This window comes from Gordonia abscondita (genome assembly GCF_032711245.1).
GTDB lineage: Bacteria > Actinomycetota > Actinomycetes > Mycobacteriales > Mycobacteriaceae > Gordonia.
Map to the genome: position 1 here is coordinate 1,290,596 of NZ_CP128986.1, position 13,080 is coordinate 1,303,675.

Below are 13,080 nucleotides of genomic sequence, written 5' to 3' on the forward strand. Positions count from 1 at the left end.
GATGCATATCTGACCTAGGTCGATGGTAGGTCAGCTACGCACTCGACTCACTTCAAAGCGGCGATCAGCTCCACCTTGTTCATCGTCGAATACCCCTTGACGCCCTTGGCTTTCGCTTCGGCCTTGAGCTGCGCGACCGTCTTCGCGGCAGGCTTAGCCGTAGCCGGCGTCTTGACAGCAGCCGAGGGCTTAGCCGCGGGCGCAGCGGATTTGGCGGGCTCAGCGGGTTTGGCGGGCTCAGCCTTTTTCACGGCTTCGGGCGTGGCGGCAGCAGGCTTGGCAGCTTCGGGCTTGGCGGTAGCCGCAGTCTTCGCTGGAGCAGCGGGCTTGGCCGACGTGGCCTTCTTGGCCGGCGCAGCTTTCGTCGCCGCAGGCTTGGCCGGAGCAGCTTTCGTCGCCGCAGGCTTGGCCGGAGCGGCCTTCTTGGCCGCGGGCTTGGTCGCAGCGCCCTTCGTCGCCGCAGGCTTGGCAGCCGCAGGCTTGGCAGCTGCGGGCTTGGCGGCGGCAGCCGTCTTAGGAGAGGCCACCTTCTTGGCGGGTTCAGCCTTCTTGGCTGGCGCGGACTTCGTCACCGCTGCGACGATCTCGGCGCCCGGCTCGTCCTTCTTGGCCAGCGGCGAGAACGCGATCACGAGATCGCGCAGAGCCATGACCTCGTTGGTGAGGCGCTTGACCTCGTCCTCGAGGCGCTTGATCAGGGTCTTCTTGGCAGTCATCGGCAGGTCCCCTCCGAAGATGTCGTGTCGCCTACCGGCGGTTCCGAGCAGGCGTGCTCATCACCCTACGACGCGAAACCACGTGGTGCGGCACTCGACGCGGTGTTGATGTCAATTCCGGTCACATGCTGCACCTGCAGTTCTTCGTCCAAGACGACGAGATCTGCGCGATAACCCGGCGCCAAGCGTCCGATGTCATGGCGTCCGAGAACCTGCGCCGGGGTTGTCGAACACATGACGGACGCGGCGAGCAACGCGTCATCGCGCGACATCGGATCGGGTGCGCCGACCAGGCCGGCCACTGCTCTGGCGAACAGCGAGTCCATCGTCGCCGTACTCCCCGCGATCGCGTCGGTGCTGCGCAGACGCGCCACGCCGTCCTCTACGTAGACATCGAGCGAGCCGAGTACGAAGTCGCCGTCTGCCATCCCGGCGGCGACCATCGCGTCGGTGACCAACACCGTCCGCTCCGGTCCGACGGTCTGCTGCACACCGGCGACCAACGCCGGGTGCAGGTGCACACCGTCGCCGATCAGTTCGACGACGACGCGCGGGTCCTCGGTGAGCGCGAGCACCGGGCCCGGCGCTCGATGGTTCAACGGCGCCATCGCGTTGAACAGGTGAGTGGCAACGCGCGCACCATGGTCGACTGCGGCGCGCGTCTGCTCGTAGGTGGCGTCGGTGTGTCCGACAGCCACCTGGACGCCCGCGGCGACGAACCGATCGACGGCATCGAGGGCGTTCGGGAGTTCGGGTGCGATCGTGACCATCACGATGGTGCCATCGGCGATCGTGAGGAGCCGGTCGATCTCATCCAGGTCGGGGACCCGCAGCCGGTCGGGAGCGTGGGCGCCGCACCGCGAATGCGCGATCCACGGCCCTTCCAGGTGGATGCCCGCACTGACGCCTTCACGCACGAGCGGCGCGAGTCGCGCGACGATGCCCGCCAACTCGTCGGGGCTCGCGCTCACTGTGCTGGTGACGGTCGTCGTCGTCCCGTGCCTGCGGTGGAAGGCCGCGGCGGCCCGCACCTGGCCGGGGTCACCGTCGGTGTACGACGCTCCCCCGCCACCGTGTACGTGCTGGTCGACGAACCCGGGAACCACTGTGCCACCCGGGAATTCCAAGTCGGGCACTGCCGGCGGCTCACCCGATTCGACCGCGTCGATCAGGCCGTCGCACACCGACAACCATCCGGGCCGGTGGACGACGCAGTCGCCCACGACGACGTCCGCGGCAACGATCACAGTGTCTCCGTCACCTTGCGCAACCCACGGGGGGTGTCCGGGTTCTCCCCACGCGCCAGCGACAGGTGCAGCGCCATCAGCTGGAACGGGACGATCTCCAGCAGGGGCGACAGTTCTTCGGGCGCGTCGGGAATGGCGACGCCGCCGGTGAGGCCCGTGATGGCCGACGCGGCGCCGACTCCGAAGATGTCGGCACCGCGTTCGACGAGACGTTCGATGACCGGTGCCATCGCGTCGCCGCCCCGACCTGTCGGCACCACCGCGAGCACCGGGACCTGCGGATCGACGGTCGCGAGCGGACCGTGCAGCAGGTCGGCCCCAGAGAAGGCTTGCGCCGTCAGGTACGACGTCTCCATCAGTTTCAACGCGGCCTCGCGTGCCGTCGGATACGAGTAGCCGCGACCCGTGGTGAGGAGACGTTGCGCGTACCGGTACTTCTGCGCTGCCGCCGCCAACGCGCCGTCCGACCCCAGGACCTGGTCACCAAGATCCGGCAGCGCGTCGGCCGCCGAGGTACTGACACCCTGCCAGGCGGCGATCACCAGATACAGCGCCAACAGTTCAGACGTATAACTCTTGGTGGCCGCCACCGACTTCTCGGCGCCCGCCATCACGTCGACGTGCAGTTCCGCGGCATCCGACAGGGGCGACGACTCGTTGTTGGTGACGGCAAGCGTCAACGCCCCGTGCGCGCGACCCACCTCGACCGACTTCACGAGATCGGGAGAACCGCCCGACTGCGAGACCGCGATCAGCAGCACATCACGCAGGTCGGGCCGAGCGCCGTAGACGGTCACCGCGGACGGCGACACCATGCCCGCTGGGATCTGCAGACCGATCTCCACCAGGTACTTCGCGTACAAGGCGGCGTGATCGCTGGTGCCTCGGGCAACGAACTGGACGAAACGTGGTGCGCGAGAGGCAATCAGCTCGCCGATCTCGACGCACGCCGCGCGAGCCGCGAGCAAATCGCGCCACGCGTTCGGCTGCTCGGCGATCTCCGCCGCCATCAGATGTCCCGGATGCTGATCGTTCACGGCCATGAGAGTCCTTCGCGGCAGGAGCTGACGTGTCGCCTCGACCATATCGGCGATCGGCCGACCGCACAGGCAGACCCGCGTGTTCCCCCGTTCGGGTCAATCCTCGGCCAGACCGATACGGACCTGGGCAGATCGGCGATAGGCATTCGAGAAGAGAACCTCACGCGCGGACGAGGAGCACCATGACCTACCCATACGGCCCGGACCCGGCAACGGCCGCGTTCAACGCGGCGCAGCGCAAGAGTCGACGCCGACTGACCGTCGTCCTGTCGGCGATCGTCGCTATCCTCGCCGTCGTGGTGGGCCTCGGCGCCGTGAAGCTATACCAGGACGAGACCGGCGACATCCTGATCCCGGCATTGAGTCTGCGGTCGGCCGACGATCCTGGCCCCGACCCGTTCACCCGGTCGGTGGCCCTCACCAACCGACTCGACCTGCCGACCATTGCGCCGCGCGGTGTGAATGATCGCGGAGTTCGAGCGGTCGACGGCGCCGCGCCCGGGCTCTACGGAACGACGGGGACCGCGTCATGCGACACGGCGGCCCTCGCCGACCTCCTCGCCGGCGACCCGGCAGCGGGTGCCGCGTGGGCAAGCGTCTTCGGCATCCGACGCGGCGATATCCCGTGGTATCTGAATACGCTCACCCCGGTAGTTCTGACCGCGGACACCTGGGTGACGAACCACGCCTACCGTGGCGGCGTCGCCCAACCGTTCCAATCGGTACTTCAGACGGGCACCGCCGTCTACGTCGACGGCGCGGGCGTCCCGCGCGCCGTGTGCACCTGCGGCAACCCGCTGCTGCCGCCGGCGTCCGCCCCGGTCGGCGGATACCGCGTGGTCGGGCAGCCGTGGCCGAGCTATCGGACGACGAACATCGAGCGCGTCTCGTACACGGTGAACAACACGACAGTGAACAACACACGGGTCGTCAACACGCCCGCACCACTGACCCAGCTGACGCTCGTCGACGTCACGCGCGGAGTGAACGTCGTCACCGAGGTCGGCAACACACTCGCTAATCTCGGTCCGGCTCCCGCGGGCATGAAGCTTCCCGATCCGATGGCAAGTAACGCGCCGCCGACGTTCACCGAGCAGGCGGAGGTCAACGAACCGAGCGCGGTGGAGAGCTCCGAGACCACCGGGACCTCGGCAAGTCGCGCGTCGCAGATCCCGACGGACTTCGGCTCACTGACCGGTGACGCGATCGGCTCGCTGACGTTCAGCTCCGGCGATCGCGACGTCACCTGCACTCTGCCGTCGACGTTCGTCTCCACCGACGTCGACGCCGACTGCACCGACGGCTCGACGCGCACCTTCGCCGCCGCTGACCTGCTGTCCGATGCCGTGGCGAGCGTGGTGAACGCGTCGTCCGACCGGGTGTGGACGGTCGACACCGTCGACGGCCGGACGCTGACGGTGACCAGCGCAGCGTGGCAGACGCTGGTGACGCCGACCACGCCGGCCACCGAGGCAACGGAGACGACCGAGACCACGCAGGCTCCGGAGCCGACCACCACCGAGTCGACTACCACCACCGAAGAGTCCGCCACCACGACCGAGCCGGGGACCACCACCGAGACGGAGGCAAGCGGCGCTCCGGCCGAATAGGACGGTGACTGAGACTGTTCGTGATTACCGTCTCAAAGTCCTTGACCGCAGCACCATACACGGTGAGAGTCGATGGAGAACACGTTTTCCATCGATTCTCCGGAGGCGACCATGAGCACGACTGCCACTTCCTGGCTGGTTCCCGTCCGCCACCCGTCGCCCGACGACCTCGAGCTGTGGCTGGAAGAGAAAGCCGCCCGCGGCGAAGTCCTCAACCGCGTAGACGCGTGGAGCCCGCTCCGCATGACGTTCAACAAGGGCGAGGCCGGACGCTACCGGTACGCGCTCGAACGTCGCGACAAGCCAGTGCCCTCGCTCTACTTCACCGCTCGCCAAGACATGGGCTGGGAGAGCGTCGGCAGCCTGTCGAACATTCACGTGTGGCGTCGCGCCTACGCAGGTGAGCGGCCCGCAGGCTTCATCGGTGAGGACCTCGGACGCCGCGCCGCCCTCGTCGGCATCGGGTTGAGCGTCGTCGCCACCATCGCATTAGTCGGCGCGGTGGCACTGGGCGTCGTCGCCGGGCTCACCGACCTCGCTGAACCCCGTGACCTCTGGATTCCGGCCGCCGTGCTCGGCATCATCGCCGTCGGCACCGGGATCACCGCAGTGATCGTCGGCGCGTCTCGCCGCTCGGCGACCTCCGCGGCGGCTGAGGAACGCGAACTCGTCCGCTCGTGACATCCCGTCACGGCGTGAAGAACCGCGCCGTCTGGTCCTCTTCGCCCGCCAGGTAGGCGGGGTCGGGGACATCCCAAACCTGTCGGAAGGCGTACTCGACGGCGACGGCTGCCGCGTCGACGTGACGACGGTCAAAGCCGACGACGATGGTGTCGTCTCCGTGCACCTCCCAGCCCGCCTCGCGCAAGAGCGCGGTGCGGGCCGCTCGGTCGGCATCAGAGTCCGCGAGCCTACCGCTCGCAACAACCAATTCGAGGCGGTCGTCGGCGACCGCGACGGCTTCCGCGTGCGCGGTGGCTTCTTCGTGATCGGTCACGAGGTCGTAGACGGTGAACCGGTGTCCGACGGACAGCTCGGCGAGATAGTCCGCGAATCGCAGCCGGAAGTCACGCCACCGTGCATCGAGTTCGGCGTCGTAGGCCGACTCGTCGAATCCGTTGACATCTTCGGTGATCGGATCAGTCACAACACACTCCCGCTTCGGCGAACGTGGCTTGTGGTTCAACCGTAGCCTCGCCCGACGCGTTATGGGCGGATTCTCGCATCACCCGGCGCGCTCGGTTCCTTGTGTGCAGCTGTCGATTTCGCCGCGAACGTCGGCGAAGTGTGGGTACGGTCACTTCACCCGAAGAATTACGACGATGAACATACGGAACATGGGCACCGCGGTCGGCGCCCAGCAGGGAGAACGCGACCATGAGAATGAAGAGTGCTGCCGTCCTGACCGCCGCGGTCCTCGCGGTCACCGCAATGGCTGGCTGTACCAAGACCGACTCCGACGAAGCCACCACCCTCGAGAGCCTTCGCGAGGCGGGCACCGTCACCGTCGCGTATGCCAACGAAGCTCCGTACTCGTTCGAGAAGGACGGCGAGGTCACCGGGGCGACGATCGCGCTGCACCGCGAAGTGTTCAAGCGGCTCGGGGTCGGCGAGTTGAAAGCCGTCAAGACCGACTGGGGCGGGTTGATCCCCGGATTGAACGCGAAACGGTACGACCTGGTGAGCGCCGGAATGTCGATCACTCCGGAGCGGTGCGGCCAAGCCGCGTTCAGCGTCCCGGAGATCAATTACACGACCGCCCTCATGGTGAAGCCCGGCAACCCGATGGACCTGTCGAACATGGACTCCATCAAGTCCCGCGGCGCCAAGATGGCCGCGATCACCGGAGCCATCGAATCCAACTACGCGCAAGAGCTGTCGATCCCCGACCCGCTGCTGGTCAAGGATCAGCAGGCAGGCATCGACGCGGTGACGACAGGACGCGCCGACGCGTTCGCACTCACCGCGGTGTCGTTGAAGTACGCGAAGGACAATGACCCGAGCCTCGGCGTCGAGGTGACGAAGCCGTTCATCGCGGTCATCAACGGCAAGGAACAGAATCCTGCCGGTGCGACAGTCTTCCGGAAGGCGGATACCGAACTGCGGGACGCGTACAACGCGGAGGTCAAAAAGATCCTGTCGGATAAAGCCGAATACCTACGGATCCTGGGGCCGTTCGGATTCACCGAAGAGAACATCCCCAACCCGTCCTTGACCACCGAACAGCTGTGCGCCGGAGAGTAGTCGCGCCGCGGCGAGCATTCGGCCTCGCGAGACGGTGAACACCAATATCGACGACCTCGTCGACGCTCTTCCACGGATCGGCGAGGGCATCCTCGTCACCCTCGAATTGACGGCAGGCGGCGGCCTGCTCGCGTTCGCCATCGCGATCGCCCTCGGCACCGTGGTGCGCGTACGTTTCCTTCCGGTCCGGTTCGTCGCGCGTGTCTTGATCGAGTTCTTCCGGGGGACATCGCTCGTCGTGCAGCTGTTCTGGCTGTTCTACGTGCTGCCGCTGCTCGGCTACCAGCTCGATCCGCTGTTCTGCGGGGTCCTGGCCCTCGGATTGAACTACGGCGCATACGGCGCCGAAGTGGTCCGCGGCGCGCTGAACTCGGTGCCCGCAAGCCAGGTCGAGGCGGCTGTCGCGCTCAACTTCACTGCGGGGCAGCGGTTGCGGCGAGTGGTGTTCCCACAGGCGTGGGCGATGATGGTCCCGTCGCTGGGCAACTTGCTCATCCATCTACTCAAAGGCACCGCGTTCGCGTCGTTCATCATGCTCCAGGACTTGACGTCCCGCATCGTCGACTTGCAGAAGTCGACCGGCGACACGTTGTTCTCGTTCGGCGTCGGGCTGCTGATCTACCTCGTTCTCGCCTACGTGGTGACAGTGGTCATCAATCTTGTCGAGGCCCGAGCCAAACACAGGCTCGGCCGGGGGCCGTCGTTGCGTGAAGTGTTGAGCTTCCGTCCGACGACGGACGCCACCGTCGGAGGTGGCCTGTGATCGACTGGAGTTGGCAGCGCGCCGAAGAGGCGATGCCGGTCCTGTGGGACGGATTCAAGATCACCCTGCTGGCGACCGCCATCGGTTTCCTCGTGGCTGCCGTGCTCGGCCTGTTCATCGCGGTGGTCCGCCGGTCGGGTCCGCGCTGGCTGGCGTGGCCGGTACACGCGGTCTCGGAGTTCGTGCGATTGACGCCTATCGTCGTGCAATTGTTGTTCGTATACGCGCTACTTCCACAGTTCTCCGGACTGTCGATCGGCATCACCGTCCTCGGTATCCACTATTCGAGCTATATGGCCGAGGTATACCGGGCGGGCATCGAAGCCGTGCCGAAAGGCCAATGGGAGGCCGGGCACGCATTGTCGTTGCCGCAGTCCCGGATGTGGCGCGCGGTGATCCTTCCGCAGGTGATGCGGAACAGCCTTCCCGCGCTGGGCAACAACCTCGTCGCCATGTTCAAGGACACCCCGTATCTGTTCACGATCAGTGTCGTCGAGCTGGTGACGTCGGCACAGACCTACGGCGCGTCGGAGTTCGCCTACCTGGAGGCGTTCACGCTCGCGGGCGCCTTCTTCCTGGTCGCCAGCTACCCGACCTCGGTTCTAATCCGACGACTGGAGAAACGCCTTGCCCACTGATCTGGAGAAACAGCAGCCCGCCGAACCAGACGAGATGATCCGATTCGACAATGTGGTGAAGAAGTTCGGCGACAACGTAGTCCTCGACGAACTCGACTTCACCGTCGACCGCGGCGAGAAGGTGACGTTGATCGGACCGAGCGGATCCGGCAAGACGACGATCCTGCGCCTACTCATGACGTTGGAGAAGGCGACGGCAGGCGACATCCTGGTGGCGGGCGAGTCACTGAACCAGCGCGAACGCAGCCTCCGCGAAGTCCGCAAACGCATCGGAATGGTGTTCCAGCAGTTCAACTTGTTCCCGAACATGGATGTGCTCGGCAACATCACTGAGGCGCCGATCCATGTTCTCGGGCAGTCGCGCGACGAGGCGCAGACTCGCGCTCGTGAGCTCCTCGACATGGTCGGCTTGAGCGGTCGGGAGAAGGCGCATCCGAGCCAGTTGTCGGGCGGACAGCAGCAACGCGTGGCGATCGCCCGGTGCCTGGCGATGAATCCGCAGGTGATGTTGCTCGACGAGGTGACGTCGGCCCTCGACCCCGAACTGGTCGACGACGTGCTGTCCGTGCTCCGGGACATCGCGATCAGCACCGACATCACGATGCTGATCGTCACGCACGAGATGCGTTTCGCCCGCGAGGTATCCGATCGGGTGATGATGTTCGACGCCGGACGGATCGCCGAGTCGGGCCCGCCGGAGCAGATCTTCGGCGACCCACACAACGACCGGACCAGAGAGTTCCTCCGGGCCGTCCTGTAGTTAGCACCCGTCGTCGCCGGACCCGATCCGGTAGGTTCGCCGTTCCGCATCGGTCATCGAGTCGGTGGTGGCGCACACCCAGGCACGCCCGTCGCCCGGGTCGATCGACTGCGAGTACAACTGGCCAGTTCCGTCTCCGCCGGTGATGAAGCGCTTGCCGTCGTTCAGAGTCGGCGGCAGTTCCCAGCGGGAGGTCGTGGTGCGCGGCCCGCCGAGCACCGGTGTGACGAGCCGTCGGTCAGTGAGCCGTCCATCGTCTCCGATGGTGAAACCGACGATGTCGCGCGTCATTGTCCCGGTCAGGAGGACCGGTTCACCGCCTGCCATCACCGAGAGAGTGTCGGGGCGGTCGGACGTCACCCGGTCGACGAGCGTGCCGTCGTCGACGCGCCACGCCGACAAGTCGTCGCCGGCCACGAAGAGGTATCGCCCGGACGGGTCGAACACCGCGTCGGTGCCCGGGCCGCCGACGTCGAGAGTGTGCACGAGCCGCCGGTCGTCGAGCGAATACAGGTACGTGCGCGAGTCGTCGGATGTGACGGCGAGGTGTCGTCCGTCGTGATCGGCGACGATCTGACGGATCAAGTCGGTCGGACCGTCGAGAGGTCGGCCGAGAGCCCGCGGCGTCGACGGGTCGGCAACGTCCCAAAGTTGCACGGACCGGTCGGATGCACCCGTGACGAGGATCCGCTTGCCGGGTACGAAGGCGACCTCAGACGTATACCGGGTGTCGACGGGCAGCCGGAACGCGGCCCGCGGACGATCAGGGTCCGCGGTGTCCCACAGTTCTACGGCCCCGCCGTTATTGTTGGCGGTCGCGGTCACGGCGCCGTCGTCGCTCATCGCGACACGTGGCCGGTCGTTGACTCGTTGTTCGACTGCTGTGGTTCCGCGTTTGCGCCACCACTCACCATCGCGAGTCCACAGGTCGAGGCTGGTGTCGCTGCCGACCGTTGCGGCTGTCGTCCCGTCCGTGCTCTGTGCGACACCGCTGATGACCCCGCCGCGGTCGGGACGTACGCCGGGCGGGAACCGCCACACGTCGACTCCGCCGTCGGACCGGCCGACGGCGAGTTCGCCGCCCCTCGGATCGAACGCCGCGCTGAACATGCGGACCGCGCCCCGCGCGGTCGACTTCTCGAGGTCCCACACGGGCGGCGGATCGGTGCGCGAGAGCGTGCTCCACACGCGAACAGTGCCGTCGATGCCCGCCTGTGCCATCAACGGCGACGCCGGATCGGCGGCGACCGACCAGGATCCGCCGGTCACCCCGGACAGTGAGCTGCTCTCGACCCTGGGCGCCGCGGGATCGCTCACGTCCCACAGCTGGACGTTGGGTCCGTCGCCGCCGACGACGATCGTCTCGGAGTTCGGAAGGAACGCGACGGAGTGGGTGATGTTGCCGAAGCCGCGGATCGGTTGGCCCGCGGCCGTGCCTGCCCCGTCGCCGACGCGCCACAACCGGACGGTCTGATCGTCGCCGCCGGACGCGAGGAGGGTGCCCGCCGTGTTGAAAGCCAGGGTGCGGACGGCGCCCGCGTGCCCACGCAGAACGGTCGGTGCGGTCGGCGCCACCGTCGCTCCGGCCACCCGGTACAGGGTGAGGCTCCCGTCGTCGGACGAGGTGGCCAATGTGTTCCCGTCTGGACTGAACCGAGTGAGGTACGCGGTGCCGGACCCTGGCCGCAGTTCGGCGATGCGTTTCGGCGACGACGGGTCGGCGATGTTCCACACGCGGACGGTGCCGTCACCGCTGGCGGCGGCGAGCAGTGGCCGAGTGGCGTTGAACGTCACTGAGGTGACGTAGTCGCCGAACCCGCCGATGGCCGCCACCGGGACGAGTGGGGTCGACGTGTCGTCGTGATGCCGCCACAGGCGGACCGTGCGATCGTTGCTCGCCGTCGCGACCAGTGATCCGTCGGCGGAGTACGACACGTCGTAGACGGGCCCGTCGTGTCCGGCAACAGTTCGGGCCATGGGCGCCGACGCGGCTGCCGTGAGCGGTGCGGCGACCTCCGGGTCGTCGTCGAACCGCTGGTCGGCGGCGAGGAGTAGTCGCGCCGCGAGGGACGGATCGGATGTGACGAGGCGGTCGATGCTCGACAACAGTGCGGTCCGTTCGGCACTGTTGCGCTGCCGTTCGAGGTCGCCAGCCTGTCGGCTGATGGTGATCGCGAATATCGCGGCGACGAGGGCGAGGACCGTGATGACGGCGACGCCTCCAACGAGCGCGGTACGACGCCCTCGGCGTCGGCGGACCGATGCGTCGAGGAACTCTTGTCCTCCGGTCGGGAGGACGTGCCGCCGGAGCTCGCCGAGTCCGTCGAGATTGTCGAGCGCGTGCTCGAGGCGGCCCCCGCTGTAGAGGAGTTCGCTGCTGTGGTCGGCATCGATCCAGGCTTGTGAGTCGGTGGCGAGCTGCTGTCTCCACTGCAGTGTCTCGGCGTCGTCGGCGATGCTCTTGCGCAGTCTGGGCCATGACGTGAGAACGGCGTCGTGGATGTAGGTGACCTTCTGGCCAGCGGTGAGCAGACGTGCGTCGGCGAAGCGGTCGACGATCCGGTCCGCTCGATCGGGGAACCGCCGGTGCAACTCGTCCGTGTCGACCGACGCGCGCATCGGCATGCTCCGCGGGCCGAACTGGACGAGCGACAGAAGCAGCGCTCGGGCGGCCGGCTGGTCATCGGCGTCGAGAGCGCCCCACGCGGCTTCGGCGCTGTCGGCGATGGCGGAGGCGATCCCGCCAACCGCACGATACGTTCCGACGGAGACGGTGTTCCCGGATCTGTTGTCCCACAGTCGTTCCAGCGTGTGTGCCAGTAGCGGGAGCCGTCCGGCGCGCTCATCAGACGGCGTGGCCTCGTGCAGGTCCCGAACGAGGAGCTCGGCGAGGCCGGAGTCTATGCGGCCGCCGGCCAGCTTGATGGGCTCCCGGATGACGGCACCGAGTTGGTCGTCCGTCATCTCGCCGACGATCACCGAGTGTTCCTGCCATGCGCGAGCGAGGAACGGGATCTCGAGGCAGGCGTCGAAGAAGTCGGCACGAACGGCGAGGACGACCGGCGTCCGGCGTGCGATTTCTTCGACTGCGCGGAGCACCCGGTCGCGGTCGTCGCTATCGAGCGAGAAGACCTCTTCGAACTGGTCGATAGCCACGAGCGACTGTTCGTGCTCGGGCGGAGCGTCCCATGCGGCGATGTCGGCGACTCTGATGCGGTACGGGCGGTCCCACGGTTCGGGCGCGCCCGCTAGTCCGGCTCCGAGCACCGACGACTTGCCCGAGCCGGACACCCCGGTGACGACCACGACCTGCGACTCGCCGGTTTCGGCGACGGCGTCGAGATGCGACACGAGTGCGTCGACGGTTGGTGCGCGACCGAAGAACAGATCGGTGTCGTCTTCGGTGAGCACGTCGAGGCCGCGGAACGGTGACCGGATGAGCGCCGTCTCGGAATCCGCCGTGCTTCGCACTTGCACTGCCGCCCACAGCTTCTTCCACCGTGGCAGCGGGACGACGCCGACAGCTCCCATGTCGATGGCACGCCAGGTCAGCCAGGTAATGAGGGGCTCGACGACGGTGTACTCGCGCGGGATGTGACGTCCAGATCGCCAGTCGCTGATCCGCTGACGGCTGACGGTCGCATTGGGTCCTGACGCTGCGCGTGCGGCAGCCGCCAGCGTCGGCTGTCCGGCCTGACGGAACAGCTTGCGCAGGGCTTCCCCGAACGCATCCCCCGACTGCGTAGCACTCACCTGACGAGGATAGCTCGACCGACACCTGTGACCTGCACCGGAAGTGCCTGTCGACGGTCATCCCGCCGGGGCGGCGCCTGCGGTCACGTGCTGTTCGCGTACGAGTGGATCGGTCCGCGGTGGTTTGGCCCCCGAATGTCGACATCATGCCACCGGAATAGACGCGTAAACCTTGATCGCATTTCTGATGCGTCTCGCATTTGTTTCAGCCCCGTGTCTAATCCCACATTCCAAGAGTGAAGTTTCACGTGATCGTTACACAGGGCTAGAGTGACACGCGGAATCGCCCGGCGGCCACCACGTGTTACC

The 13,080-nt window shown here is 66.9% G+C and carries 11 protein-coding genes; 6 read left to right on the forward strand and 5 right to left on the reverse strand.

The genetic code is table 11. The annotated features are described in order from the left end of the window. Window positions 1–47 precede the first annotated feature (47 nt). The 3 genes from MP11Mi_RS06065 to MP11Mi_RS06075 form a co-directional block, all read right to left on the reverse strand. Window positions 48–716: a Rho termination factor N-terminal domain-containing protein gene (locus MP11Mi_RS06065; RefSeq protein WP_420041398.1), complete on the reverse strand. Its 669-nt coding sequence runs from the start codon at window positions 714–716 to the stop codon at window positions 48–50. Window positions 717–781: 65 nt separating this feature from the next. Continuing rightward, window positions 782–1,963, reverse strand: coding sequence for an N-acetylglucosamine-6-phosphate deacetylase (locus MP11Mi_RS06070; protein ID WP_420041399.1), 1,182 nt, complete (start codon window positions 1,961–1,963; stop codon window positions 782–784). Continuing rightward, window positions 1,960–2,973 (reverse strand): SIS domain-containing protein, encoded by a 1,014-nt coding sequence (locus tag MP11Mi_RS06075; protein WP_420042023.1) that lies wholly within the window; start codon window positions 2,971–2,973, stop codon window positions 1,960–1,962. The genes MP11Mi_RS06070 and MP11Mi_RS06075 overlap by 4 nt, the downstream gene beginning before the upstream one ends. 212 nt (window positions 2,974–3,185) lie before the next feature. Here MP11Mi_RS06075 and MP11Mi_RS06080 point away from each other — a divergent pair, with 212 nt between their 5' ends. Together MP11Mi_RS06080 and MP11Mi_RS06085 are read left to right on the forward strand one after the other, a co-directional pair. Continuing rightward, window positions 3,186–4,613 (forward strand): DUF6777 domain-containing protein, encoded by a 1,428-nt coding sequence (locus MP11Mi_RS06080; protein WP_420041400.1) that lies wholly within the window; start codon window positions 3,186–3,188, stop codon window positions 4,611–4,613. Between the two features lie 111 nt (window positions 4,614–4,724). Next, complete coding sequence (locus MP11Mi_RS06085) at window positions 4,725–5,294, forward strand: DUF2812 domain-containing protein (protein WP_420041401.1); 570 nt, start codon at window positions 4,725–4,727, stop codon at window positions 5,292–5,294. A gap of 7 nt (window positions 5,295–5,301) precedes the next feature. Here MP11Mi_RS06085 and MP11Mi_RS06090 read toward each other — a convergent pair whose 3' ends face one another. Then, window positions 5,302–5,760, reverse strand: a complete 459-nt coding sequence (locus MP11Mi_RS06090) for a TY-Chap domain-containing protein (RefSeq protein ID WP_420041402.1) — start codon at window positions 5,758–5,760, stop codon at window positions 5,302–5,304. 230 nt (window positions 5,761–5,990) lie between these two features. Between MP11Mi_RS06090 and ehuB the strand changes: the two genes are divergently transcribed. Genes ehuB through ehuA form a run of 4 tightly spaced genes read left to right on the forward strand, consistent with a single transcriptional unit; the run spans window position 5,991 to window position 9,018 of the window. After that, entirely contained in the window at window positions 5,991–6,857 is an 867-nt protein-coding gene (gene ehuB, locus MP11Mi_RS06095; protein WP_420712843.1) for an ectoine/hydroxyectoine ABC transporter substrate-binding protein EhuB, read from the forward strand. Window positions 6,858–6,891: 34 nt separating this feature from the next. After that, the gene (ehuC, locus tag MP11Mi_RS06100; RefSeq protein ID WP_420041403.1) at window positions 6,892–7,620 is read left to right on the forward strand and encodes an ectoine/hydroxyectoine ABC transporter permease subunit EhuC; all 729 of its coding nucleotides are present in this window, start codon (window positions 6,892–6,894) and stop codon (window positions 7,618–7,620) included. 32 nt (window positions 7,621–7,652) lie between these two features. Continuing rightward, window positions 7,653–8,258, forward strand: coding sequence for an ectoine/hydroxyectoine ABC transporter permease subunit EhuD (ehuD, locus tag MP11Mi_RS06105; RefSeq protein WP_420042025.1), 606 nt, complete (start codon window positions 7,653–7,655; stop codon window positions 8,256–8,258). 34 nt (window positions 8,259–8,292) lie between these two features. After that, window positions 8,293–9,018, forward strand: a complete 726-nt coding sequence (gene ehuA, locus MP11Mi_RS06110) for an ectoine/hydroxyectoine ABC transporter ATP-binding protein EhuA (RefSeq protein ID WP_420042026.1) — start codon at window positions 8,293–8,295, stop codon at window positions 9,016–9,018. Here the strand turns inward: ehuA and MP11Mi_RS06115 are convergent, their stop codons facing one another. Further along, the gene (locus MP11Mi_RS06115) at window positions 9,019–12,771 is read right to left on the reverse strand and encodes a WD40 repeat domain-containing protein (RefSeq protein WP_420041404.1); all 3,753 of its coding nucleotides are present in this window, start codon (window positions 12,769–12,771) and stop codon (window positions 9,019–9,021) included. It lies immediately after the preceding gene. Window positions 12,772–13,080: the final 309 nt, after the last annotated feature.